The organism is Streptomyces sp. JH34, from assembly GCF_029428875.1.
GTDB lineage: Bacteria > Actinomycetota > Actinomycetes > Streptomycetales > Streptomycetaceae > Streptomyces.
Map to the genome: position 1 here is coordinate 3,954,583 of NZ_JAJSOO010000001.1, position 24,425 is coordinate 3,979,007.

The window sequence follows — 24,425 nt, forward strand, 5'->3', positions numbered from 1 at the left end:
CGGAAGGGCCGGGTCTCCCCGGCCCTTCCGGCATCCGAGCGGGACGGTCCCGCGCATCCACTGGGCATATGTTCGGACGCGGCCCCCGGGTACCCCGCCGCTGCCGATAGGCTGGGCGGATGACGCGAGCCGAGCAGCCACCGGTCGTGAGCCCCACCTCCGACACACTTGCCGCAGACTCACGCGAGCGCGCCGTACGAGCCCTTTTGCGTGTTCCCCCGCTCAGGCGGTTGTGGAGCGCACAGCTCGTCGGCAGTATCGGCGATTCACTCGCCCTTCTCGTGCTTGTGCTGCTGTCGCTGCAAGCGGCGGTCCTCGAGGGCTCATTCGGGGCCGGATACCGCGGGGCGGCCTTTGCCGTCGCCGCCGTCTTCGGTGCCCGGATCCTTTCCACCGTGCTCTTCGGAGCCGTACTCCTGGGGCCTCTTACGGCGCTCACCGCGCCCGGCGGGCCGGTCGACCGGCGATGGCTGATGATCGGGGCGGACGGGCTGCGGCTCGCTCTGCTGGTCGTCGCGCCGCTGTGGATCGACTGGATGCCGGACAAGGCACTCATGATGATCCTCATCACCGTCTTCGTGGCGGGTGTCGGCGAACGCCTGTGGGCGATCGCCAAGGAGAGCGCCGCTCCGGCACTGCTCCCCGCCCCGCCCCCGGAGGGTGCCGCCGTGCGCCCGCTGCCGGATCACCTCGACGCCCTGCGCAGGCTCTCCCTGCGGACGAACTTCCTCGCGGTGCCCGCGGCCGCTGCCGTGCTGGTGGTCGCCGCGCTGATCGGTGAACTGCTCGGGACCGGCTTCGACTGGTTCTCCTTCCACCAGGCGGCGCTCGGCTCCTACCTCGCGGCGGGGCTCTTCTCCGCCTCCGTCTCGACCCTGTACTTCCTGGAGCTCCCGGCCACCCGGACGCCCCGCCCCTGCTCGCCCCTGGAGGGACTGCGCCGGCCCACCGCCGGAACGGGGACCGACAAGGGCCGCACCGGCACCATCCCACTGGTCGTCGCCGCCTGCTCCGCGGTCGCGGGGGCGATCGCCGCCGCTGCCGCCGTCTCCGTGCTCCACGCCTCCGACCTCGGCGGCGGTCCGGCCACCTTCGCCCTGCTGATCCTGGCCCTGACCGGCGGCACCGCGCTCGGTATCCGTACCGCGCGGAAGGTACTGCCCGCCCTGTCGCGGCGCCGTCTGCTGGCTCTGGCGGTCGCCGTCACCGGTGTCTCGCTGCTGGCGCTCGGCCTGGTGCCGGACACCGCCACCGGGCTGCTGATCGCGCTGCTCGCCGGTTATGCCGCCGGGGTCGCCGCCCACATCGGGCACGCCGTCATCGACCAGGAGACGGAGGCGTTCCGGCAGGCCAGGAACACCGAGCACCTCCAGGCGGTCGTCCGGGTGCTGGTCGCGCTCGGCGCCGTGGGCGGCCCGCTGCTCGCCGCCGCCATCGGCCGGCACCGGCTGGGCTCGGGAGACTTCGTCTTCGCACACGGCGGCGCCGCCTTCGCGCTGATGCTCATCGGCGCGCTGCTGCTTCCCGTCGCGGTGATCGTCCTCGCGAAGACGGACGACCGTTCCGGTGTCCCGCTGCGCCGCGACCTGCGTGAGGCGCTGCGTGGCGGCGACCCCGCGGTAGCCCCCGCGGCAGACGGTTTCTTCCTCGTCCTGGAGGGCGGCGACGGAGCCGGCAAGTCCACCCAGGTCGAGGCGCTCACCGAATGGATCCGCGCCAAGGGACACGAGGTCGTCGTGACCCGCGAGCCCGGGGCCACCCCGATCGGCAAGCGGCTGCGTTCGATCCTGCTGGACGTCTCGTCGGCCGGCCTGTCCAACCGCGCTGAGGCGCTGCTGTACGCCGCCGACCGGGCCGAGCACGTCGACTCGGTCGTCCGCCCGGCGCTGGAGCGCGGCGCGATCGTCATCTCGGACCGTTACATCGACTCGTCCGTCGCCTACCAGGGTGCCGGCCGGGACCTCGCCCCGACCGAGATCGCCAGGATCTCGCGCTGGGCGACGAGCGGACTCGTACCGCATCTGACGGTGCTTCTGGACGTCGACCCGCAGACGGCGCGGGAACGCTTCACCGAGGCGCCCGACCGGCTGGAGTCCGAGCCGGCCGAGTTCCACGAGCGGGTGCGCTCCGGCTTCCTCACCCTCGCGGCGGCCGACCCGGCCCGCTACCTGGTGGTGGACGCCGGGCAGGAGGCGGAGGCGATCACCACTGTGGTGCGCCACCGGCTCGACCGGCTCCTGCCCCTCTCCGAGGCTGAGATCAAGGCCCAGGAGGAGGCTCGCAAGGCGGCAGAGGAGGAGGCCCGGCGCAAGGCCGAGGAAGAGGCCGCGCGCAAGGCCGAGGAGGAGCGGCTGGAGCGTGAGCGGCAGGCACAGCTCGCCAAGCTCCGTGCCGAGGAGGAGGAGCGCAGGCGCCGCGAGGAGGAAGAGGCGCGACAGCGTGAGGCCGAACGGCAGGCGGAGGAGGCCCGGCAGCGCGCCGAGGACGCCCGTCGCCGTGCCGAGGAGGAGCGTGCCCGCCTCGAAGCCGAGGAGCGGGTGCGCGAGGCCGAGCAGGAGCGGCTGCGCAGGCAGGCCCAGGAGGAGGCGCGGCTGCGCAAGGAGGCGGAGGAACTGCGCCTGGAGAAGCAGCGCAAGGCGGAGGAGGCGCTGCTGAGGTCCGAGGAGGCCCGCCGTCGCGCCGAGGCCGAGGCGGCCGCCCGCGCCGAGAAGGCCGCTGCGGACGCCGCGGCGCGGCGTGCGCAGGAGTCCGGCCGGTCCGATTCCAGGTCGGCCGGGTCGTCCGTTCCGGACAACGAGCTCACCGTGCCGACGCCGGTCGTGAATCCGAACGAGATCACGCAGCCCGTGCCGGTCGCCCGGCCCGAGCGTCCGGAACGTGACGCGGACGAGACGGCCGTGCTGCCGCCCGTGCGCGACGCGGAGGAGACCGCCGTGCTCCGGCCCGTGCGGGACGAGGACCCCTCGGACCGGGTGCCGCCGGGCGTGTTCCGTGACGAGCGCCGGGCTTCCGGCGCCGAGAGCGAGAACGAGCGCACGCGCGAACTGCCGCAGGTCAGCGACCCGCGGGCAGGGCGGGAGGCTCAGGGCGGCCGGAAGCGGCAGCGTTCCGACTGGGCCGAGGAGACACCGCTCGACGATCTGCCGTCCCTGGCCGACGAACTGCTCGGTGGCCACGACGACGATCAGGGCGGTTCCGGGCGCGGCGGGCGCAAGCCGCGCCGCTGACGGACGGACGTGAGCCGCGGGGCGTGACCGGGCGGGGCCCGGGAGCGGAGCGCCGGGATTGTCAGACCCTTCCCGCACAATGGGGAGGCGATGGAACACCCGGCGTTCCCGCACCACACCACCGGAAGGGCGGTGACCATGACCGTATGGGACGACCTGGTCGGCCAGGACCGAGTGCAGGAGCAGCTCGGTGCCGCCGCAAAGGACGCCGATGCGCTGGTCACCGCCCAGTCCGCCGGGGAGCCGGTGCCCCCCGGCTCGAAGATGACCCATGCCTGGCTGTTCACCGGTCCGCCCGGTTCCGGCCGGGCCACCGCCGCCCGGGCCTTCGCCGCGGCGCTCCAGTGCACCAGCCCCGACCGTGCGATGGGCGGAGCACCCGGCTGCGGCTTCTGCGACGGCTGCCACACGGCGCTGATCGGAACCCACGCCGACGTCGACGTGATCCGCACGGATCTGCTCTCCATCGGTGTGAAGGAGACCCGTGAGCTCGTCCGCCGTGCCCAGCTGTCGCCCGCCGTGGGCCGCTGGCAGGTCATCGTCATGGAGGACGCCGACCGCCTCACCGAGGGCGCGGGCAACGTCCTGCTGAAGGCGGTGGAGGAGCCCGCGCCCCGCACCGTGTGGCTGCTCTGCGCCCCGTCCCTCGAGGACGTGCTGCCCACGATCCGGTCCCGCTGCCGTCATCTCACGCTGCGTACGCCTCCGGTGGACGCGGTCGCCGATGTGCTGGTCAGGCGTGACGGCATCGATCCCGAGCGGGCGGCGTCCGCGGCCCGCGCCACCCAGGGCCACATCGGCAGGGCACGCCGCCTCGCCACGGACGAGCGGGCGCGCGCCCGGCGTGCCGCGGTGCTCAAGCTCCCGCTGCGTGTCCACGACGTCGGCGGCTGCCTCAAGGCGGCCCAGGAGCTGATCGATACGGCGACGGACGACGCCAAGCAGGTCGCCGAGGAGATCGACGTCAAGGAGACGGACGACCTGAAGGCGGCGCTCGGTGCCGTGGCCGGTGGCCGGATGCCGCGCGGGACGGCAGGAGCGATGAAGGAGCTGGAGGACAGGCAGAAGCGCCGCAGGACGCGTACGCAGCGCGACAGCCTTGACCTCGCGCTGAGTGAACTCACCGGTTTCTACCGTGATGTGCTGGCACTCCAGCTCGGCTCCCGGACCGCCCTCGCCAACACCGACGTACGGGACGCGCTCGACCGGATCGCCGAGTCCTCCACCCCCGAGCACACCCTGCGGCGGATAGAGGCCGTGTTCGCCTGTCGCCGTGCCCTCGACCGCAACGTGGCGCCCCTGCTGGCCGTGGAGTCGATGGCGGTGGCCCTCCGAGCGGGCTGACGCCGGGAGATGTTGTTCGTCGTTCGGTTTCCAGCGGGCCGACGTTTGGAGCCGGTGCACGGCGTACCTGTCCGGCTGGGCCGTGAGGCCGAGCGAATTCACCCGTACGAGCAGGGAATCGGTTGAGTCGTCCCACGGCGGCTACGCTCCGGGGATGGACACCAGGCGCCTGCTCCGTACGTTCGCCACCGCGCTCGGCACTGCCGGCCTTCTCGTCTCCGGCTGCAGCAGCGGAAGTTCCACGCAGAGCGCGTCGGCGTCGGGCTCCGCCGCCTCCGAGGACCTCCAGCCGTACTACGGGCAGAAGCTGCGCTGGCGTGACTGCGGCGTCGAGGGGTTCCAGTGCGCCACGATGAAAGCCCCGTTGGACTACGCCGAGCCCGACGGCGGGGACATCGGTCTGGCCGTCTCACGGAAGGAGGCCACCGGGCCAGGCAAGCGGATCGGCTCACTCCTGGTGAATCCCGGCGGCCCGGGCGGCTCGGCCGTCGGCTATCTCCAGGGGTACGCGGCCATCGGCTACCCGGCCCCGGTGCTCGCCCGGTACGACACGGTGGCCATCGATCCGCGCGGGGTGGCGCGCAGCGAGCCGGTCAGGTGTCTGACGGGCAAGGAGATGGACACCTACACGCGGGTGGACCAGACTCCGGACGACAGGAGTGAGATCACCGCACTCGACACGTCCTTCAGGAAGTTCGCCGACGGTTGCGAGAAGCGCTCCGGGAAGATCCTCCCGCATGTCTCCACGGTCGAGACGGCGCGTGACATGGACATCCTGCGCTCCCTGCTCGGCGACGAGAAGCTGCACTACGTCGGGGCCTCGTACGGCACGTTCCTCGGCGCGACCTACGCCGACCTATTCCCGGCCCGGGTCGGGCGCCTCGTCCTGGACGGGGCCATGGACCCCTCGCTCCCCGCGATCGACATCAACCGCGACCAGACCGCGGGCTTCGAGGCGGCGTTCCAGTCCTTCGCCGCGGACTGTGTGAAGAAGGACGACTGCCCGCTCGGCACGACGTCCACCGCGAACGCGGCGACCGAGCTGAAGAAGCTCTTCGCCGAGCTGGACTCCGAGCCGGTGCCGACGGGCGAGACCCGGCGGCTGACCGAGTCCCTCGCGACCACCGGGGTGATCGCCGCGATGTACGACGAGTCCGCCTGGCCCCAGCTCCGCGAGGCGGTCGCCGGTGCGCAGCGCGGGGACGGCTCCGGCCTCCTCGCCCTGGCCGACAGCTACTACGAGCGTGATCCGAGTGGCACGTACCAGAACCTGATGTTCGCCAACGCTGCCGTGAACTGCCTCGACCTCGCACCGGCCTTCACCGGCCCCGAAGCGGTGGAGAAGGCCCTCCCGGAGTTCGAGAAGGCGTCCCCGGTCTTCGGCAGGGGTTTCGCCTGGGCAGCCCTGAACTGCGCTTCCTGGCCCGTGGACCCCACCGGTACCCCGCACCGCACCGAGGCCGAAGGGGCCGCCCCGATCGTCGTGGTCGGCACCACCCGCGATCCGGCGACCCCCTACAAGTGGGCCGAGGCTCTCGCGGACCAGCTCTCCTCCGGCACCCTGCTCACCTACGAGGGCGACGGGCACACGGCGTACGGCCGGGGCAGCGACTGCATCGACACGGCGATCAACACCTACCTGCTGGACGGCACACCGCCCAGGAACGGCAAGAAGTGCACCTGACCTGCTGATACGGCCGAGCGGGCGGGTGGTGCTGAGCACCCCGGGAAACTGTGTAGACTTGAGCTCGCTGCTGACCGCACCATGGTGTGACAGAGCGTGCCGCCTTAGCTCAGATGGCCAGAGCAACGCACTCGTAATGCGTAGGTCTCGGGTTCGAATCCCGAAGGCGGCTCGGAATTACCCCAGGACTCACTCGCCGTGACCTGGGGTTTTTTCATGTCCTGGGGGCCGCGGGGTGTACGGCCGCAGCGGGCTGGGGGGCTTGTGTGAGCGATGAGGAACGCCCCCGTCGAGAAGACTGTCAACCGGCCCCTGACCGCGCGGCGATTATGCGTCAACCAACGGGTCCGGAGTGAGGGCGTCTCGGCGGTGTGTCCCCCCGCAACAGTCGCGACCGCACTTGCCCCAGGTGATTCCTGTGCGTGAGCCATATGGAGACGACGGTGGGCGCAGGGGGCGACGCCCCGCCGTGGTCAGAACACGGGCAGGGCGCTGAGTGACGTGCCGTCCAGGACGAAGACACGGTTCGCGTCACCTGTGAGCCAGTAGTGGTCGCGGTTCTCGAGCATGGGGAACGTCCACGTCGGTCGGGGCTCGGCGGACAGATCCAGGGCCTGGATCGCTGCCTGCTCCTCGTTGGCAGCCACTGACCAGAGCCCACTGCCCTGCAGTACGAGGGGGCTGCCCGCATCGCATTCGAGGAGACCGCTGTATGGCCAGTCGGTGGTCTTTCCCGTCCGGATGTCGATTTGTACGGGGAAGATGACCTCGGTCGCGTACACGGCCACGCCGTCGATCGTCGGGGAACTCCAGAAGGCCGGATTGCCATTGGGCAGTTTCGGGCTGTCGGTCGACCAGAGCTCCTTGCCGCCGACGAGGTCGAAGGCGAACAGCTGCTTGCCGGTCACGCACAGGGTGCCGCCCGACCGGTCGACCTGGGCCCGGCCTGAATCGGTCAACTGCCGGTGGTGCCACACCTTTCGGCCGTCGGCGGTGTCGAGGGCGACCACGGATCCGTCCGCAGCCGTGATGACCAGCCGGCGCTGCGCGGCCAGGCCCCGTGACGCGGCCTTCTCGCCGAGGTCCACGTCGACCTGCACGGTCCAGCGGACCTTGGCATCGGACCGGCCTATGGCGCGTACCCGGCCGTCCTCGGTGATCACATAGACCGCTTCGGCGTCCGCGGCGAGCAGCGAGGCGGCCTGCGCGGAAGACGTCCACTTGGGCTCGCCGGTCGAGGCGACGAAGGTGACGAGCGTGCCGTCCCCGTCCACGGCTGCCACCGACCGGTCGGAAAGGGACAGGTAGCGGCCGGCGGCCACCACGTCCGGCGCCGACCAGCGCACCGAGCCGTCGACGACGCTGTGCGCGGCGATGCCGCCCTTCGCCGCCGCGACGACGAGGACATCCCGTACGGGCAGAGGCGCCGCCGGGCTCTTGGCGAGTGCGGACGAGACCTTCCAGATCGGCTCGGGGGTTTCGCCGAGGACGTAGTCGCCCTTCTTCGCGTCCAGGACGCGGGCCTTGGGGGTCGGAACGGCCGGAGGGACGTCGAAGGGGCCGCCGCCGTCCGCCTTCCAGCTCCACCATGCCGCGGTGCCGCTGCCGACGGCGAGAACGGAGCCGCCGACGGCGAGGCCCGTCAGCAGGCGGCGACGGGAGACGGGGTGTGGTGCACCCCCGCCCGGCATCGTCGTCAGTTGATGGAGGCGGTGTTCGCAGGACGTGATATCTCTCGCGATCGGTCCCTTCCGCCAGACACGTTCGGCGCCTCGAGGTGGGGCGAAGCACCGAATTATCTGGTCCGGGAGCGGCCGGGACGCCGGATCCTGGGCGAGGCACGGGCCGATCAGCGGCTGCAGCACAGGCGGCACGCGGTCCAGGCGCGGCGCGCCGTGGACGACCTCGTACTGCACGGCGGCGACGTGTGAACCCTCGTACGCGTGCTGCCCGCTCGCCGCGTACACGAGGACGGCGCCCAGTGAGAAGACGTCGGCCGGTGGGCCGACCCGCCGGCCGAGGACCTGTTCGGGCGCGCCGTAGCCGGGGGTGACCGGGGTCTGGCCGGTGGTGGTGAGCGTGAGGCCGTGCTCGGGGCGGGCGATGCCGAAGTCGATGACGCGGGGGCCCGTCGCGGTGAGCACGATGTTGGCGGGCTTCAGGTCGCGGTGGACGAGCCCGGCGGCGTGGATGTCGCTCAACGCGCGGGCGAGCGCCGCCGCCAGAGCCCGTACCGTCGGTTCGTCGAGCGGCCCGTGGGACCGGACGGCGTCGGCGAGTGTGGGGCCGGTCAGGAACTCGGTGGCGATCCAGGGCCGTCCGCCCTCCGTCCGGGCGTCCAGGACACGGGCCACGGTCCCGGCTGTGACCGCCCTGGCCATCTGCGCCTCGCGGACGAACCGACGTGTGAGGTCCGCGTCGTGCGTCAGGTGGGGGTGCAGCACCTTCACGGCGGCGACGCGCCCTTCGCCGTCCTGGCCGACGTAGACCTTGCCCATGCCTCCTTCGCCCAGCACGGAGTGGATGCGGTACGGGCCCAGCCGGACAGGGTCTCCGGATTCCAGCGGCTTCATGGTGGGTGAGACTTTCTGTGAGCTCAGGCGAGGGGGTATGCGGCGGTGTACTCCTCGCCGACAGCGATGAGCCGCTTGGCGGACGTGTGGGCGAAGTACCGTGCCTTGGCGGCTTTGAAGGGGTGGGACACGGTGCCGGTTCGGATGTCCGAGGCCATCAATCCGGAGCGCCCCTTGCTGTACACGTACGCGATCCCGGCCACGGGTGGCGTGTCGAGGTCCTCGGCGGTGACCGCGCGACTCTTCTCCGCCCACCGCTGAGTGCCACTCGCGGCGTCGAGCGCGACCATTCCGTGGCCTTCCTCCACCGCGTACACCACCCCGTCGTTGACGGTCGCGGGGCTGAACCGCGCTCCCGGAGTCCGTCCCTCGAAGCGCCACCCCTCATGGCCGTCGGCCAGGCTGAGCGCGACGAGTTCACCTGCCGACGGATACACGTACCGGCCGTCCAGGGCCAGGTGGGCCCGGCTGAAAGCCGGCTGCTCGCCGTCGAGCGGCCGGTTCCAGAGTGCCTTTCCCGTCTGCGCGTCGTGGACGGCAAGACGCGGTTCACCGTCCGCGGACTGCTGGACGAGGACCAGGTACTCACCCACGGCCCGGGCGGAAAGAAAGTGCAGGCGCTCGGAGGCGTGGGGTCGAGAGGGGAGCGGAACCCTCCAGAGCGTCTTGCCCGTACGGGTGTCGACGGCCAGCAGGAACCACGTCTGGTCCTTGTGGAAGCCGGTCTTCGTATGGGGCCCTCGTCCTGCGGCCAGGAAGACGGCCTCACTCGTCGCGCAGAGCAGTTGGGTCCCGTAGAGAATCGCTCTCAGGTCCTTGAGTTCGCTGAACGGGGCGTCGATCTTCCCGGTGGCCGGATCGACCGTGGCGACGGTGAGCGGACCGGTCTCCTCGAGAGTGGAGTCGACGGCGTAGAGCTTCTCGCCGTCCGTGGCCGTCCGGTGCATGAAATAGACCTCCGGGTCCGACCACTTGGCCTCTCCCGTTGCGGGATCCAGGCCCTGTACGCCGTACTCTCCCGCGAGGAGCAGTCCGTCGAGGACGAGCGGGGCGGGGGGAACGAGAGGGTCGGTGTAGTTGGTCTGCACCTGCCAGAGGAGGTCCCATGCGGGCTCTTCCGGTGACGTGGAGCCCGAACCGTCAGGAGGGGCGCCCTCCCGACGGCTCAGCCAGGCCCCGGCCCCGACCGCTGTCGCGGCGAACGCCGAACTCCCCGCCAGCGTCAGGAGCTTGCGGCGGGAGAGGGCGGACGGAGACGTCGGTTCGCTGCCCGGAACGGTTTCGGCGAGGGCGTGGTCCACAGGCGGCGGAAGACGGTGAGCCCGCGCGTGCCAGACGCTGCCGGCGCGATGTGCGATGTCCAGGAGCAGAGGCTCGGGGAGGTGGGAGGAGAAGCCGTGCTGTCCGCCCTGCAGTTGGGCGGCGAGGTCGGTGGTGGTGGGGCGATCGGCGGGGTTCTTGCTGAGGCAGTGGAGCAGGACCGGGACCAGGGACGCGGGGACTCCGGTGAGGTCGGGGTCGGCGTAGCGCACGCGGTAGAGAAGGTCGGCGTGCTGTCCGGTACCGAAGGGTCCATGGCCGGTGGCCGCGTAGGTGAGGACGCCGGCGAGTGCGAAGACGTCGCCCGCGGACGTGTGTTCCTGGCCGGTCGCCTGTTCGGGGGACATGAAGGCGGGCGTGCCTGCGGCGGTACCGGTGCGGGTGAGGCGGTCGTCGCCGATGGCACGAGCGATGCCGAAGTCGATGACTTTGGGACCGTCTGCCGTGATCATGATGTTGGAGGGTTTGAGGTCGCGGTGGACGACCTCCGAGTCGTGGAGCTGGGCCAGTGCCGCACACAGCAGGGCTCCCAGCGTGCGGACCGCCGACTCGGGGAGCGGGCCCGTGAGGGCGACGGCGTCGTCGAGAGGCGGCCCGAGGACGTACTCGGTGGCCAGCCAGGGAGTTTCGGCTTGCGTGTCGGCGTCGAAGACCTGGGCGCCGTGGACGGGGCCGATGACTCGGGCCGCGTCCGCCTCGAGGCGAAAGCGGGTGCGGCTCGCGGGGTCGGTGGCGATGCGGGCATGCATCGTCTTCAGCGCCGCCGTACGGCCCGTGGCCGAACGGGCGAGGTAGACGGTGCCCATGCCGCCGGCGCCCAGGCGGGCGATGAGGCGGTACGGGCCGAGGCTGTGCGGGTCGTCATGGGTGAGCGGGGAGAACATCAGCCGTCAGTCCAGAGCAGCAGGGGAAGAGGAGTGTTCGGCGGCGAGGACCTGCGCCGACTGGCGTGCGAGCTCGGCGATCACGGCTGCCGGCAGGGGAACCGGAGCGGTCGCATCCAGGGCGGTGGGCGGATGCGCCGTCGAGGGCGTGTACGTCGCCGCACTCGCGCCGGGCCCCAGGTGGGCGAGGACCTCGTGCGCCTGGGGACGTCTCGCGGGATCACGCGAGAGGCATGCCGAGATCACGGCGCGCAGCGACGTGGGAAGTTCCCGGCTTTCGGGCACGGTGTGGCCGGTGCTCGCATGGGCGAGCACCGCCCCCAGGGCGTACACGTCGCCCAGTGGGCGCGGCCGTCCGCCGGATGCCTGCTCCGGGGCGAGGCTGCCGAAGTCCAGGCCTGGCAGACCGCTGCGCCGCTCACCATCGGGGGCGGCGGCCCGTACCGCCCCGAAGCAACTGAGGCGGGGGCCCTCGGCGGTGAGCAGGACGGCGGCCGGGGACAGACCCGCGTGGGTCACGCCGTGGGCGTGGGCGGTAACCAGCGTCCCGGCGAGGGCGGTGGCCAGTGCCCGTACGGCAGGCTCGGGCAGCGGGCCGCCGTGGGCCCGCAGGGCCGCGGGCAGTGAGAGTGCGGGGACGTACGGTGTCGTGCACCAGGGCAGGGCTCCCGTGCCGCCGACCTCCTCGACCGGGAGGAACCCCGGTATCGAAAGCCGGCGGGCGCCCTCCGCCTCGATGGCCCAGCGGGCCGGGTCCGCGCCGGGGAGGGGAAGGCGGAAGAGGAACGTGCGGTCGCCATCGGCGCTGCGGCCGATGAAGCGGCGTTCGGGAACGGCCTGATCGGGCTCCGGGGCGAGCCGGGCCAGGATGACGTGCCGCCCGGCCCATGGAGGGTCGTCGCCGTGCAAACGTTCCATGCGCGCTCCCCCGGTCTGTGATGAGCGAGGACGAGCCTACCCACGCGTTCATGCGATCTCGGGGCCGGTATCGGCATCCATGCGGGTTCGGTACCGGTGTCGCGCTCCTGCTGGGCCAGGAGGGACGTACTTGCCCCTGGACGCCCGGGTTTTCAGAAGTTCGTGCGCGCGCGCCGCGTCGGCCAGCGGGAGCACGGTCACGTCCACGCGGACGCTGCCCTTGGCGACCTCGGCCAGGGCCTGCCGCAGTTGGGCGCGGAGCAGCTCTCAGGCGCCCGGCCGGCGACGCCGCCCAGGTTGCAGCCCGCGGGGGAACTGTTGGTGTAGCAGAGGTGGTTGCCCTCGAAGGTGACGTCCTCAGCGGCGGCGTTGCCGAAGATGACGTGCCGTCCGAAGGCGGCCAGGAGGTTCGGTCACGGACGACCTGGAGAAGGCCGACCTCGTGTTCCGGGAACCCTCGCCGTCGGTGTGATGACTTCACCCGTCACACCGGCGACCGAAGGGGCCCTCCGCCACCGCCGGCGCGCGCCGCGTCCTGCCCGCACCACCCGGACCGACCGCGGTCACCTGCCGCCGCGTCCTCGACGCCGCGGAACAGTTCATGAGCACACGGCGGAAACGGGACGGCGGCCCCTCGGCGGGGGAGGACCGGCGTGCCTCGCGGATTCGCTTCAATCAGGTGTCGCCGGGCACCCGAGTGGAGCGCGAGCGGCAGCGTCGGCGGTTCACCGGGCCCGTGCGGCATCCCGGCCAGGGGTGCCAGGGGCCGGAGAGGGACCCAGGCGTGGACGGTGTGACAGGAGCGGGAGGACGCGGGGACCGATGACCGGAGGAACGACGACCGAGCGGTCGGGCACGGGGCGGTTCGCCGCCGTCGCACAGTGGTGGCGCAGCGCCCTGTCCTCCTCGGGGGACGAGCGCGACACGCTGCTGATCATCGCGAAGAGCACCCTCGCCGCCACCCTGGCCTGGCTGATCTCCTACGACGTCCTCGACGCCCGGTCGCCGGCGTTCGCCCCCTTCTCCGCGGTGCTGATGATGCAGGTGACCGTCTACCGTTCGGTCGTGCAGTCACTGCGCTACGTCGGTGCCGTCGTCGCCGGGGTCCTGGTGCAGGCCGCCCTCGGGTTCCTCGCCGGCCCCGACCTGCTGACCTTCGTGTTCGTCGCCCTCATCGCCCTGACCATCGGGCGCTGGCGCGTCCTGGGTGTCCAGGGACCCCAGGTCGCCACCGCCGCCTTCTTCGCCTTCTCGACGTACGCCTCGGCGTCCGGGGGCGACCAGCGGCTGAGCGCCCTCGGGGAGATCGTCCTGCTGGTCCTTGTCGGCAGCGCGATCGGGACCGCCGTCAACATCCTGGTGGCCCCGCCACTGCGTCACCGCAGCGCCGAATACGGCATCCGCAGCCTCGCCCACGCCCTCCACGGCCTGCTCTCCGACATACATCCCGTGCTCGCCGAGGGCGTGCCCGACGAGGACACCACCGGCGGCTGGCGGGCCCGCGCGGCACGCACCGGGGAGATGATCGGGCAGGCGAGGTCGGGGCTCCGCACCGCCAAGGAGAGCGCCCTGCTGAACCCCCGGCGCCTGTTGCGCCGTCACCGGGGCCACCCGGGCTTCCAGGGTTACGAACTCGTGCTCGGCGCCCTGGAACGCACGCTCTACCAGGTGGCCTCGCTCACCCGCGGCCTCGACCGGTCCCGTACGGAGGACGAGGCCCGACGGCCGTTCCTGCAGCGGTACGCGGCGTTCCTGGAGTCCGTCGGAGCGGTGGCCGAGGTGCTGACCACGCTGGACGAGACCACCCTGCTCCCGCAGGCGAAACGGCTGGAGCGGCTGACCGACGAGGCCGAGGCCCGCAGGGACGAGGTGGTCGAGGAGACCCACCGGCTGTCCTTGTCCCTCGCCGACCCCTCGACGCCGTACGGCATCCTCGTCACCGAGGCGACCCGGCTTCTGGAGGAGTTCCGGTACACCAGCCAGGTCCTGCTCGACGTCGCACAGGAGGCGGACCGTACCCCGGGCAGCACCTTGCGGTGAGCCGTCCGCGGCCGGTCGAAGGGGAGGCGCGCCGCTCCTCTCCGCGCCGGCGGGGGGTGACGGCCGGAGTACTGCCCGTGTCGCGGGAGCGGGACACTGGACGCCGCATCGGCGCGCGGAGCCGTTCGACGTCGGAGGAGAGCCGTTCATGACCACCGAGCACCGGGCGACGGACGGTGCCCACGGCCACCACCATCAGCGCCTCGGCTGCCACCAGCCGCAGCACCTTCGGTTTCGTGGCCCCGGTGAGGCGGAGCACCGCCAGTTCGCGTACCCGGTCCGACGTCGCCGTCACCAGAGTGTGCGCCAGGGCGATTCCCGTGTACAGCAGGGCGATGCCCAGGATGAGCAGCAGACCCGCCCGGGTGTTGCCGCCGGTGCGCGGATGGTGCGCCTCCACCCACGCGGCCCTCGGCGTGACCGGGGTGTCCGTGTCGCGCCCGGCCGTCTCCAGCAGGGCGCGTACGGCCGGACGGTCGGCTCCCTCGCGGAACGTGACGTCGACGCGGTCGACGGCGGCGCCGGCCGCGTTCGCGGGCGTCACGTACACCCCGTTGTTCCCGGTGCCGGTCCGCATCACGGCCGCGACGCGGACGGCACGGGAACGGGAGGCGCTGGCCCTGATGGCGGAGGGCCGGTCGAACGCCTCTGTCGCGGAGGCGCTGACCGTCAGCGCCTCGCACGGTGTCAGCAAGCACTTCGGCTCGATCCTCACCAAGCTGGACCTCTCGCTGACCGAGGCGACGAACCGCCGGGTCCTCGCCGTGCTGGTCTACCCGCGGAAGTGAGCGGGGCCCCGGCCCGACAGTGACGCGACCAGGTCCGCGGCCTCGTCCAGCACCGCCGTCCCGTCGCCGGTGAGCTGCGGGTCCTGTGCGCGCAGAACGGTGGCGCGCGCCAGTGCGTCGGCGGGCACACCGCCGTCGTCCGCGAACCGGGTGAGCAGTGCCGCCAGCAGGCCCCGGACCCGGTCGCCCGCGGTGGAGGCCGGGTCGAGGGACACCTGGGCCAGGATCAGCGAGGTCATGGCCCGGTCGAGCGCGGGCGGCCCCTCGCGGGTGGTCAGCCAGTCGATCACCGTGGCGCCCTCGGAGGCCAGGATCACGTTCTCCGGGTGCAGGCCCAGGTGCAGGATCCGGTCCTCGGGGTCCTGGGAGAGCCGCGAGGGTATCGCGTGCAGCTCCCGCAGCAGGCGTGCCAGCAGATCCGCGCCCTCGTCCTCGCCGACCGTGCCCGCCAGCAGAGCCTCGGCCAGCGTCGGTCCGGTGAGCCGCCGCACCACCAGGTCGGTGGGGAGCGCGCCCTCGGCCGGCGGACCGATGCGCGGCACCGGGAATCCCGACGCCGCGAGGTACGACATCACGGCCAGCTCGCCGGTGGTGTCGATGCCGTGGCGGTAGCGGCGCAGGACCCAGGGGCCGTCGAGTGCGTACACGTCGGCGGTGCGTCCCGAGCCCAGGAGCGGGCCTATATGCATGGGGGAAACCTACCCGCGCCGTGCCGCCCGGGGGAGCCACCAGCGTATGTGAACGCCCTCGGCCCAGCCCAGGAGTTGCTCGGCCGCCGGATCCAGGCTTCCGTCGGCAAGGCAGAGGCGGACGGGCATGGTGATCTCGTGCTCGGGGTCGCCATGGCCGGAGCCTGTAGCGGCACGGCGGCACGGCGGCACGGCGGCACGGCGGCACGGCGGCACGGCGGCACGGCGGCACGGCGGCACGGCGGCACGGCGGCACGGCGGCACGGCGGCACGAGCCCGTGTACGGCTCGGGGTGAGCCGCGGCGCCGTCCCGGCGAAGGGCGGGGCACCGGCCCGGTGCCCCTGTGACGCGGCGGCAGAGGCGGGCGGGATCCCGCCTACTTGGCGTCCGAGTACCGTTCGACGACCGCCGTGGTGAAGGGGAAGCGGACCGGTGTCTCCCCGAAGGCGATCCGGCCGGCCAGGTCCCCGGCCTCCCGGATCGCCTCCACGACCGCGGGTGCCTCCCCGGCCGGGCAGTGCACGATCACCTCGTCGTGCTGGAAGAACACCAACTCCGCCCGCATCCCACCGGCGGCCAGAGTCCGCCGCAGCGCCGCCAGGAGGAGCAGCGCCCAGTCCGCGGCGCTGCCCTGGACCACGAAGTTTCGGGTGAAGCGGCCCCGCGCCCGGGCGTTCGACGACGCGTAGCCCGGGGTGAATCCGTACGGGCCGGTGCCGGTGCCGGTGTCCGTGCCTTCGCCGGCCTGCGGCTCCTCGCTCTCCTGGGGGATCCCCGCCTCCCCGTCCTCTCCCGCCCCCGCGGCGGGCGGGCTCGTACGGCCCAGCCACGTGCGGACGAGGCGGCCCTCCTCGCCGGCCCTCGCCGCGTCGTCGACGTAGGCGACGGCCTGCGGGAAGCGCCGCCGCAGCGCCGCCAGGTTCTTCAGGCCGTCGCCCGAGGTCTGCCCGTAGACCGCGCCCAGCAGCGCCAGTTTGGCGTGGTCGCGGTCACCGTGGAACGCCCGGTCGGACAGCGCCTTGTAGAGGTCGCCCTCGTGTCCGGCCACCTCCATCAGCCCCCGGTCGCGGGAGATCGCGGCCAGCACGCGCGGTTCCATCTGGTCGGCGTCCGCCACGACCAGCCGCCATCCCTCGTCGGCGACGACCGCCCGGCGTATCACCTTGGGGATCTGCAGCGCCCCGCCGCCGTTGGTGGTCCAGCGTCCGCTGACCGTGCCACCCGGCTGGTACTCGGGGCGGAAGCGGCCGTCGCGCACCCAGTCCTGGAGCCAGCCCCAGCCGTGCGCCGTCCAGACGCGGTACAGCTTCTTGTAACGGATCAGGGGCTCCACCGCCGGGTGGTCGAGCCCCTCCAGCTCCCACCGCCGGGTCGACCTCACCTTGATCCCGGCCTGCGCGAACGCCTTCACGACATCGGCCGGCAGATCGGGGCGAACCCGTCTGCCGAAAGCCGTGGACACCTCGTCCGCCGCCTCGGCCAGTCTGCGCGGCTCACCGCCGCCCGCGTACCGCTCGCCGAGCAGGTCGTGCAGCACCTCGCGGTGCACGTCGGCCCGCCAGGGCAGCCCGGATCCGTTCATCTCGGCGGCGACCAGCATGCCCGCGGACTCGGCGGCCGTGAGCAGCGTCATCCTGCCGGGGTGCTCCGTCGCCCTGTGGCGGCGCAGCTGCTCGGCGTAGACCTGGAGCAGGGCCTCGAAGGGCAGGTCGGTGCCGGAGCGTGGCTCGAAGAGGGAGGACTGGGAGCCCGGCTCCGCCGAGCGCGGCGGGGGGTCGGGCGGCACCGGGGCGTTCCGCAGCCGGGCCAAGGCCGCCGCGGCCGAGCGGGGCTCACCGAGGCGTCCCTCGTGCCCGAGCAGCAGCAGCTCGGCGCACTCGATGTCGTAACACCGCTCGACGCGCACGCCTGCGGCGAGCAGCCGGGGGTACGTCCCGGCGGTCGAGCGCCAGACCCAGCGGCCCACCTCGGGGCGGGAGCGGACCGACTCGACGAGATCCGGCTCGGCCAGGACAGGACCGGCGGGCAGGCCGTCGCGGGTGAGCGGCGCGAGGAGCGCGCCGCCCCCTTCCGCGGTGGCCAGAGCCCAACGTTCGGTCATGGGCCGAGTCTTGCACCCGCCACTGACAGGGGACCGGCTCACCGGGCGGGCGCGCCCGACTGCCGCGAGGATCGGAGTGAGGTGCGCGCGGTGTGCACCGGGAGCCGGCAGGCGCGGAGGAGACGGCGATGGAAGCGATCGTGTACGAGGAGTTCGGCGGCCCCGAGGTCCTGCGCCGGGCCCAGGTCGAGGACGTCCACGCCGGACCCGGGCAGATCCGTGTGGCGGTCAGGGCGGCCGGGGTCAATCCGGTCGACTACAAGATCCGCAACGGCTGGATGGAGGCGGCGTTCCCCACCCCGCTGCCCGCCACACCCGGCAGCGAGTTCGCCGGCGTCGTGGACGAGACCGGTGAGGGCGTCACCGAGTTCGCTGTCGGCGACGAGGTCCTGGGCCGGAGCGCGACCGGCGCGTACGCGGCGTACGTCCTGGCCGACGTGGGCGCGGTCGCGCGCAAGCCGGAGGGGCTGGGCTGGCCGGAGGCCGCCGCGCTGCCGGTCGCGACCTCGACCGCCGCGCGGGTGCTCGACGAGCTGGCGGTGTCGGCGGGCGAGACCCTGCTGGTGCACGGCGCGTCCGGCGCGGTCGGTTCCGCCGCGGTCCAGCTGGCCGCCGCCCGGGGCGCCACCGTGATCGGGACCGCCTCCCCCGCCAACCACGACTATCTGCGGGTGCTCGGCGCGGTCCCCGTGGCATACGGGGAAGGACTGGTGAGCCGCGTGCGGGAGGCCGCGCCGCAGGGTGTGGACGCGGTGTTCGACGTGGCGGGCAAGGGCGCCCTGGCGGACTCGGTGGAGCTGCGCGGCGGCACCTCCGACCGGATCTCCACCATCGCCGACCCGGACGCGGCCCATCACGGGGTGGCCTTCTCGGCGGGTGGCGGCAGTCCGGACGAGGGGAGGCGGCTCGGCGAGTACGCGCGGTCGGCCGCGGTCGGCGGCCTGCGCATCCCCGTCGAGCGGACGTTCCCGCTCGGCGCGGCGGCACGGGCCCAGGAGCTCAGCGAGGCGGGACACGTGCGCGGCAAGCTGGTGCTCCTCCCCGGCGAGCACTGAGCCCGCCGCCGCGGCCCCCCTGGGGAGCACCGGGCATCCGGTCGCCGCCTAGGCTGGCCGGATGGAATCGGTGACCGACCGGGCGTGCGCCGCGGCCCTGTACTCGGACGGCGACACGGGCCTCGACACCGGCGCCTCCCTCCTCGCGGCGGACCCCTCCGCCGACGAGGAGCTGCACCGCAGGGGCGAGGAGTTCGTCCGGCGGGCCTGGGCCCGCGGCTGGCAGCCCGCCGACGTCGTACGGACGGTCCGGCGGGAGCTGGACGAGACCGGGGCCGCGCTCGCCGCCGCCCTGATCGCGGCGGAGACGGCGGGGTACGGGCAGCTGCCCCCTCGTTGGACGGACCAGCTCGCCGCGATGCCCGCCCCCGCGACGCGCAACCGCCCCGACCGCTTCACGTACGCCTCCGCGCTCCTGGAGCTGTACCGGCTGTTGCTGAGGCTCCCGGTCATCGAACCGGCCGGTCCGCCGCCCGGCACATCGGCCGACGCCACGACGCTCCGGCCGCCGACCGCCGGTGAGCCCCGCATGCTCACCAGGATCCGGGCGCTGCTCGCCAAGGCGGAGGCGACCGGTTTCCCGGAGGAGGCCGAGGCGCTCACCACCAAGGCGCAGGAGCTGATGGCCCGGCACAGCATCGACGAGGCGCTCCTCGCCGCGCGTACGCACAGCGCCGACGTGCCGGGGGCCGTCCGGATCGGGGTCGACGCCCCGTACGAGAGCGCGAAGGCCGTCCTGCTCGACGCCGTGGCCTCGGCGAACCGCTGCCGTGCCGTGTGGAACAGCGATCTCGGCTTCACGACGGTCGTGGGTTTCGAGCCGGACCTGGAGTCCGTGGAGCTGCTCTTCACCTCCCTGCTGGTCCAGGGCAACGCCGCTATGACGAAGGCGGAGGCCGGCCAGCGGGCAGGCGGGCGCAAGCGGACCAAGACGTTCAGGCAGTCCTTCCTGATGGCCTACGCCCAGCGTCTGGGCAGCCGTCTCGCGGCGGACACCGCGCGGGTCACCGCCGCGGCGGGGTCGGACGCCGGTGCCGACGGCCGCGCCGAGGACACCGGCGCGCTGCTGCCGGTCCTGGCGGCACGGGACGTGGCGGTCACCGACACGGCCGAGCGGATGTTCCCGAGGACCACCACGACCCGGCTGCGCGGGGCGACGGACCTCGAAGGATGGACGCACGGCACGGCGGCGGCGGACCGGGCCAGGATGGGTGGAGAAGGTCCGGAAATCAGCCGTTAGGGCGGTATGGCCGCACAAGTCGGGGTTGTGGGTGAATCCGGCTAGGCTCTGCCCATGAGCTGGCTCCGGGCGCTGAGGGAGACGGCCCGCTCGGGGATGGAGATCGAGCGGCTGCGTCTCGAACCGCTCATCGCGGTGCGCGGCGCCGCGGGCCTCGCCCTCGTCGTCGGGATCAGCCTGGCGCTGTTCGGGCCGGTGATCGCCGCCGGTTCCGCCTTCGGCGCGTTCCAGGCCGCCATCGCGACCTTCCAGCGCAGCTGGCGCCCCAGGCCCGTCCTCGCCCTGGTCTCCGGGGCGAGCCTGGCGGTGTCGACGTTCGTCGGCTACGTCACCGTGTCCCACACCCTGCTGTTCCTCGCCCTGCTGATCCTCTGGACGTTCGCCGCCGGGATGACCTGGGCGGCGGGGCCCACGGGTGGCATCATCGCGGGCTCCAACGTCTCGATCATGCTGGTCACGATCACCCTGCCGACCTCCGTCCTCGACGCCGCCGCCCACGCCGCGATGATGGCGTTCGGCGGGCTCGTCCAGGCGGCGCTGATCGTGCTGTTCCCGGTCCGCAGATGGGGCGCCCAGCGCGACGCGCTCGCCGACGCCCTGGCCGGTGTGGCCGACTACGCCCGCAGGCTGCGGAACGACCCGGTCGCGCCCTTCGACCCCGTACCGCTGATGACCGCGCGCAACGCCGCGGCCGTCACCCCGCGCCAGGCCCGCCGGCGCCCCGCCGACCTGCACGGCGCGCGCGGGGTCGCCGAACGGCTGCGGCCGGTCCTGGCGTCGCTGGCGGATCCCGCCCTGGGGGTCCCGGCCGAGGGGCCCGAGCGTTACTGGGTGTGGGAGATCCTCGGCGCCGCGGGGTCCCTCCTCGACTCCGCGGCCCGGGCGGTGCGCCACGGCGACCCGGTCCAGCTGGACGAGACGGCGCTCTCGGTCCTGAAGTCCCCCGACACCGAGGTCATCCTCACCGGCCCGCCCCGCCGGGCCGCCGACCGGCTCGTGTCCCTGCTGGCCGACGTCGTCGAGATCGCCGAGGGGACCGGTACGGACGACCGGACACCGGGGGAGCCGCTCGTCCCGCACCGCCGCCGGCCCACCCTGCTGCGGCTCGCGCCCGTCGTCTACCGCTCCATGCGCCGCGAGATGCGCCGGGGCTCGACGATCCTGCGCCATGCCGTCCGGGTGTCGGCGGTGGCCGCGGCGGGCTATCTCCTGGGGGCGGTGCTGCCGTTCGGCCACGGCTACTGGGCACCGATGACCGCCGTGATGGTGATGCGCCCGGAGTTCACCCAGACGTACTCGCGGTCCGTGGCGCGCTTCATGGGCACGGTGGTCGGCGTCGCCGTCGCCACCGGCATCGTGCAGGCGGCACACCCGAACGCGGGGCTCTCCGCCCTGCTCGCCGTCGTCAGCGCCGGGCTGATGTACCTGCTCATGCGCACCGGATACGCGGTCAGCCAGGTCTGTGTCTCCGCCTACGTCGTCTTCCTGCTCGGCATGGCGGGCGACGACTGGTCGCAGACCGTGCCCGAACGGGTGGTGCTGACCCTCATCGGCGGACTCCTCGCCATGGCGGCGTACGCCCTCTACCCAGCCTGGGAGACCCCGCGGCTGCGCGACCGGCTGGCCGCCTGGGTGGTGACGGACGGGCGCTACGCGGCGACGGTGCTCGACCGGTACGCCGACCCCGCGTCCAGGAGCCTCGAGGACGTGCGCACCGCCCTCCTCACGACCCGGGAGGCCCGCGTCGCCTGGCAAGAGGCGCTGGAGACGGCCCGGCACGAACCGGTACGCCACCGGGGCATCTCCCGGACCTCCGCCGCGGACGCCCAGGACGCCCTCGCCCAGTTCGGCAGGGTCGCGATGCTCATGGAGGCCCACCTGCCCGCCGCGTCGGCCTCCCCCGTCCCCGAGGCCGCCGGCCTGGCTGACGTGCTGCGCCGGGTCACGGAGGAGGGCGCGAAATCGGTGCGGGAGCGCCGCATCCCGGACTGGTCCCCGGTCAGGGAGGTGCTGGAGCGCCGGGACGCCGAGCCGGGGCCGCCGCCCGACCCCTTCGTACGCAACGGGGCCACCCTGCTGCTCCGCGCCCTGGAGGACTTCTCGCAGGCGCTCGAGATCAGCAGCGGGCGGGCGTAGGGCCGGGAGCGGCAGGGGCGGAGGGTCCGGGCGGGGCCGTCGGCAGACCGGATGGACTTCTCCTTGTTGATTCATGGCCGAAAAACCGCGCCGAGCGGCCAGGCGGGAACAAACAACTCTGTTGATCGGGAGCCGAATTGGTGCGCGGTGCGTCTGTTCCTCATAGCGGTGGCGAAACGAAGCGCCGACAGGTGGGGGGGACGGGCGGAAAAGCTGTAATCACGCGCGCACCCCGCGTGCACGTGCATCTGCTCATGCATTGGCAATTGAACACAGCTATGATCCGAGCTAGTTGACACTTGCACCTTGCAACTCGGGAGCGTCCTGTGCACGACGTGTACAACGGCATGGCGGCCACAGAGCTTCGCGGGGTCGTCTGGCAGAAGAGCAGGCACAGCAACTCACAGGGATCATGTGTGGAGTTCGCGAAACTGCCCGGCGGAAATGTCGCGATGCGCAACTCGCGCCACCCCGACGGGCCCGCGCTGGTCTACACGCCGGCCGAGATCGAGGCGCTGCTGCTGGGCGTCAAGGACGGGGAGTTCGACCACCTGGCCGCCGGCGGCTGACCGGACTGTGCCCCGGTGGCCCGGCCGCGCGCCGCGGCGCGCGGCCGGGTGTCCACCGTGTCACCGGCCGTCGGGTAGGGCGTCCACCGTGACCGGGTACTCCGCCACGGGGTGGTCCGTCAGCCGGAACAGGGCCCAGACCACCTTGCCGAGTCCACCGTCGGCCGACTTGTCCCCGGCCGGTACCGGGGAGGGGTGCCAGCCCCAGCAGTCGCTGAACGACTCGACGAGGAACAGGCCGCGGCCGGACTCCGCGGAATCGGGCGCCTCGCCGGCGACCGGCCCCCTCTGGCTGGGGTCGCGCACCGCGCACACGAGGCGTGAGGTCCAGCGCATCAGATGCAGGCGCACGGAGGTGTCCTGGCGTTCCCTGGCCGCGTCGCCCGGGAGGGCGTGCCGCAGCGCGTTGGTGACGAGCTCGGACACGACGAGGGCCACGTCGTCGAAGTGGTCGCCCAGATCCCACGAGGTCAGTGTCGTACGGGTGAATCTCCGTGCCCCGCCCACCGCTTCGTACCGGGCCGGCAGCGCGCAGGAGGCCGAACCGGAGACCGCCGAGGGGTCGATGGGGGGAAGCCCCTGCCGTAACGGCTCGAGCATCGTCGATCCATTCGTCCCCATACGAGGCACTCCCGGGATTCGCGGCTGTAGCGGCACTGCTTCTGGCGGGCACTGCGGGGTACAGCGGCACAACACGAACGAGCACGCAGGTGCGCGAGGGCCATGGTTCCGAATGCGCAGGGCAGATGCAAGGGCAGATGCACGTGCACGCGGGCGCTCTGCCCGATACCGTGCCGGTTCGGACTCATTTCTTCCGCTTCATAGTTTTGAAGCTTTCCCAAAGTCTTCCCGTCTCTGTAATCGAATGAGTACGGGCTGAAGCGTTTTGGTGGCAGAATCCGCCTCCGGGGTTCGGGGGAGCCCCGGAGTACGGGAAGCGATGGGGAGGGTCGGTAAGCCGGTGACGGCAGGCGAGTCGAGTGGTTCTGTGGTGCGGCGCATCCTCCTGGGCTCACAGCTCAGGCGGCTGCGTGAATCGCGCGGCATCACCCGTGAGGCGGCCGGCTACTCCATCCGCGCCTCCGAATCGAAGATCAGCCGCATGGAGTTGGGACGGGTGAGCTTCAAGGCCAGGGACGTCGAGGACCTGCTCACGCTGTACGGAGTCACGGACGAGGCGGAGCGGGAGTCACTCCTCGGCCTGGCCCGTGAGGCCAATGTGGCGGGCTGGTGGCACAGCTACGGCGATGTGCTGCCCGGCTGGTTCCAGACGTATATCGGTCTGGAGGGAGCGGCATCGCTCATCCGGATCTACGAAGTCCAGTTCGTCCACGGTCTGTTGCAGACCGAGGCGTACGCCCATGCCGTCGTCACCCGCGGGATGCCCGGTGCGCCGACGGCTGAGATCGAACGCAGGGTCGCGTTGCGGCTGGCGCGGCAGAAGGCGCTCGTCTCCGAGAACGCGCCCCGTTTCCACGCCGTGCTCGACGAGGCGGCGCTCCGTCGTCCTTACGGCGGCCGCGAAGTGATGCGCGCCCAATTGCGGCACCTGATCGACATGTCGGAGCAGCCGAATATCACCCTCCAGGTGATGCCCTTCAGTTTCGGCGGTCACGCCGGTGAGAGCGGGGCATTCACCATGCTGCGTTTCCCGGAATCCGATCTGTCGGACATCGTCTATCTGGAGCAGCTGACAAGTGCGCTCTATCTGGACAAGGCAGAAGAAGTCGCCCAGTACGAAAAGGCCATGGTCCGGCTCCACGAGGACAGTCCGGGGCCCGAGGAGAGCCGGGATCTTCTCCGAGGACTCCTTCAACTGACCTGATTCGCCAGTACCATGACGTACCGACAGGAGT

At 72.4% G+C, this 24,425-nt stretch carries 17 protein-coding genes, 1 tRNA gene and 1 pseudogene; 11 read left to right on the plus strand and 8 right to left on the minus strand.

Annotated features, from left to right (window positions below):
• The first annotated feature begins 119 nt into the window (after window positions 1–119).
• The 4 genes from tmk to LWJ43_RS17625 all read left to right on the plus strand — a co-directional run bounded on the left by tmk (window position 120) and on the right by LWJ43_RS17625 (window position 6,427).
• Window positions 120–3,227: a dTMP kinase gene (gene tmk / locus LWJ43_RS17610; protein ID WP_277333190.1), complete on the plus strand. Its 3,108-nt coding sequence runs from the start codon at window positions 120–122 to the stop codon at window positions 3,225–3,227.
• Window positions 3,228–3,365: 138 nt separating this feature from the next.
• Window positions 3,366–4,571, plus strand: coding sequence for a DNA polymerase III subunit delta' (locus LWJ43_RS17615; RefSeq protein ID WP_277333191.1), 1,206 nt, complete (start codon window positions 3,366–3,368; stop codon window positions 4,569–4,571).
• Window positions 4,572–4,725: 154 nt separating this feature from the next.
• On the plus strand, window positions 4,726–6,255 hold the full coding sequence (locus tag LWJ43_RS17620) for an alpha/beta hydrolase (protein ID WP_277333192.1): 1,530 nt from the start codon (window positions 4,726–4,728) through the stop codon (window positions 6,253–6,255).
• Window positions 6,256–6,353: 98 nt separating this feature from the next.
• Window positions 6,354–6,427, plus strand: a tRNA-Thr gene (locus LWJ43_RS17625).
• Between the two features lie 301 nt (window positions 6,428–6,728).
• On the opposite strand, the gene LWJ43_RS17630 is transcribed toward LWJ43_RS17625, so the two are convergent.
• From LWJ43_RS17630 to LWJ43_RS33080, 4 genes are read right to left on the minus strand one after another with little or no spacing between them, the layout of a single operon-like run.
• Complete coding sequence (locus tag LWJ43_RS17630) at window positions 6,729–8,828, minus strand: protein kinase domain-containing protein (RefSeq protein ID WP_277333193.1); 2,100 nt, start codon at window positions 8,826–8,828, stop codon at window positions 6,729–6,731.
• A gap of 23 nt (window positions 8,829–8,851) precedes the next feature.
• Entirely contained in the window at window positions 8,852–11,032 is a 2,181-nt protein-coding gene (locus tag LWJ43_RS17635; RefSeq protein WP_277333194.1) for a protein kinase domain-containing protein, read from the minus strand.
• Between the two features lie 6 nt (window positions 11,033–11,038).
• Window positions 11,039–11,950, minus strand: coding sequence for a protein kinase family protein (locus LWJ43_RS17640; RefSeq protein WP_277333195.1), 912 nt, complete (start codon window positions 11,948–11,950; stop codon window positions 11,039–11,041).
• A gap of 48 nt (window positions 11,951–11,998) precedes the next feature.
• Window positions 11,999–12,214 (minus strand): zinc-binding dehydrogenase, encoded by a 216-nt coding sequence (locus LWJ43_RS33080; protein WP_462100952.1) that lies wholly within the window; start codon window positions 12,212–12,214, stop codon window positions 11,999–12,001.
• Window positions 12,215–12,772: 558 nt separating this feature from the next.
• Here LWJ43_RS33080 and LWJ43_RS17645 point away from each other — a divergent pair.
• Entirely contained in the window at window positions 12,773–13,990 is a 1,218-nt protein-coding gene (locus LWJ43_RS17645) for an FUSC family protein (RefSeq protein ID WP_277333196.1), read from the plus strand.
• Here LWJ43_RS17645 and LWJ43_RS32910 read toward each other — a convergent pair.
• Entirely contained in the window at window positions 13,887–14,567 is a 681-nt protein-coding gene (locus LWJ43_RS32910) for an FtsX-like permease family protein (protein WP_346772013.1), read from the minus strand. The two genes, LWJ43_RS17645 and LWJ43_RS32910, sit on opposite strands and share 104 nt — an antisense overlap.
• Window positions 14,568–14,574: 7 nt before the next feature.
• On the opposite strand from LWJ43_RS32910, the pseudogene LWJ43_RS17655 reads away from it, so the two are divergent.
• A pseudogene (locus tag LWJ43_RS17655) lies at window positions 14,575–14,778 on the plus strand (LuxR C-terminal-related transcriptional regulator); the annotation flags it as partial.
• On the opposite strand, the gene LWJ43_RS17660 reads toward LWJ43_RS17655, so the two are convergent.
• Together LWJ43_RS17660 and LWJ43_RS17665 are read right to left on the minus strand one after the other, a co-directional pair.
• Window positions 14,763–15,467: a phosphotransferase gene (locus tag LWJ43_RS17660; RefSeq protein WP_277333197.1), complete on the minus strand. Its 705-nt coding sequence runs from the start codon at window positions 15,465–15,467 to the stop codon at window positions 14,763–14,765. The pseudogene LWJ43_RS17655 and the gene LWJ43_RS17660 sit on opposite strands and share 16 nt — an antisense overlap.
• A gap of 377 nt (window positions 15,468–15,844) precedes the next feature.
• A complete protein-coding gene (locus tag LWJ43_RS17665) occupies window positions 15,845–17,569 on the minus strand; it encodes a bifunctional 3'-5' exonuclease/DNA polymerase (RefSeq protein ID WP_277333198.1) in 1,725 nt (574 codons plus the stop codon).
• Between the two features lie 128 nt (window positions 17,570–17,697).
• Between LWJ43_RS17665 and LWJ43_RS17670 the strand changes: the two genes are divergently transcribed.
• The 4 genes from LWJ43_RS17670 to LWJ43_RS17685 all read left to right on the plus strand — a co-directional run bounded on the left by LWJ43_RS17670 (window position 17,698) and on the right by LWJ43_RS17685 (window position 22,569).
• Window positions 17,698–18,624 carry an NADP-dependent oxidoreductase gene (locus LWJ43_RS17670; protein WP_277333199.1) on the plus strand — a complete coding sequence of 309 codons (927 nt, stop codon included), beginning with the start codon at window positions 17,698–17,700 and terminating at the stop codon, window positions 18,622–18,624.
• 61 nt (window positions 18,625–18,685) lie between these two features.
• Window positions 18,686–19,864 carry a DUF2786 domain-containing protein gene (locus tag LWJ43_RS17675; protein ID WP_277333200.1) on the plus strand — a complete coding sequence of 393 codons (1,179 nt, stop codon included), beginning with the start codon at window positions 18,686–18,688 and terminating at the stop codon, window positions 19,862–19,864.
• 54 nt (window positions 19,865–19,918) lie between these two features.
• Window positions 19,919–22,000: an FUSC family protein gene (locus LWJ43_RS17680; protein WP_277333201.1), complete on the plus strand. Its 2,082-nt coding sequence runs from the start codon at window positions 19,919–19,921 to the stop codon at window positions 21,998–22,000.
• Window positions 22,001–22,326: 326 nt separating this feature from the next.
• Complete coding sequence (locus LWJ43_RS17685) at window positions 22,327–22,569, plus strand: DUF397 domain-containing protein (protein WP_277333202.1); 243 nt, start codon at window positions 22,327–22,329, stop codon at window positions 22,567–22,569.
• A 60-nt stretch (window positions 22,570–22,629) separates the two neighbouring features.
• Here the strand turns inward: LWJ43_RS17685 and LWJ43_RS17690 are convergent, their stop codons facing one another.
• Complete coding sequence (locus tag LWJ43_RS17690) at window positions 22,630–23,169, minus strand: ATP-binding protein (RefSeq protein ID WP_277333203.1); 540 nt, start codon at window positions 23,167–23,169, stop codon at window positions 22,630–22,632.
• 340 nt (window positions 23,170–23,509) lie between these two features.
• On the opposite strand from LWJ43_RS17690, the gene LWJ43_RS17695 reads away from it, so the two are divergent.
• On the plus strand, window positions 23,510–24,394 hold the full coding sequence (locus LWJ43_RS17695; protein ID WP_277333204.1) for a helix-turn-helix domain-containing protein: 885 nt from the start codon (window positions 23,510–23,512) through the stop codon (window positions 24,392–24,394).
• The last annotated feature ends 31 nt before the right edge of the window (window positions 24,395–24,425 follow it).

Coding starts and splice junctions, on each gene's coding strand:
- tmk (WP_277333190.1), top strand. CDS start 120: ATGACGCGAGCCGAGCAGCCACCGGTCGTGAGCCCCACCTCCGACACA.
- LWJ43_RS17615 (WP_277333191.1), top strand. CDS start 3,366: ATGACCGTATGGGACGACCTGGTCGGCCAGGACCGAGTGCAGGAGCAG.
- LWJ43_RS17620 (WP_277333192.1), top strand. CDS start 4,726: ATGGACACCAGGCGCCTGCTCCGTACGTTCGCCACCGCGCTCGGCACT.
- LWJ43_RS17630 (WP_277333193.1), bottom strand. CDS start 8,828: ATGAAGCCGCTGGAATCCGGAGACCCTGTCCGGCTGGGCCCGTACCGC.
- LWJ43_RS17635 (WP_277333194.1), bottom strand. CDS start 11,032: ATGTTCTCCCCGCTCACCCATGACGACCCGCACAGCCTCGGCCCGTAC.
- LWJ43_RS17640 (WP_277333195.1), bottom strand. CDS start 11,950: ATGGAACGTTTGCACGGCGACGACCCTCCATGGGCCGGGCGGCACGTC.
- LWJ43_RS17645 (WP_277333196.1), top strand. CDS start 12,773: ATGACCGGAGGAACGACGACCGAGCGGTCGGGCACGGGGCGGTTCGCC.
- LWJ43_RS32910 (WP_346772013.1), bottom strand. CDS start 14,567: ATGCGGACCGGCACCGGGAACAACGGGGTGTACGTGACGCCCGCGAAC.
- LWJ43_RS17660 (WP_277333197.1), bottom strand. CDS start 15,467: ATGCATATAGGCCCGCTCCTGGGCTCGGGACGCACCGCCGACGTGTAC.
- LWJ43_RS17665 (WP_277333198.1), bottom strand. CDS start 17,569: ATGACCGAACGTTGGGCTCTGGCCACCGCGGAAGGGGGCGGCGCGCTC.
- LWJ43_RS17670 (WP_277333199.1), top strand. CDS start 17,698: ATGGAAGCGATCGTGTACGAGGAGTTCGGCGGCCCCGAGGTCCTGCGC.
- LWJ43_RS17675 (WP_277333200.1), top strand. CDS start 18,686: ATGGAATCGGTGACCGACCGGGCGTGCGCCGCGGCCCTGTACTCGGAC.
- LWJ43_RS17680 (WP_277333201.1), top strand. CDS start 19,919: ATGAGCTGGCTCCGGGCGCTGAGGGAGACGGCCCGCTCGGGGATGGAG.
- LWJ43_RS17690 (WP_277333203.1), bottom strand. CDS start 23,169: ATGCTCGAGCCGTTACGGCAGGGGCTTCCCCCCATCGACCCCTCGGCG.
- LWJ43_RS17695 (WP_277333204.1), top strand. CDS start 23,510: ATGGGGAGGGTCGGTAAGCCGGTGACGGCAGGCGAGTCGAGTGGTTCT.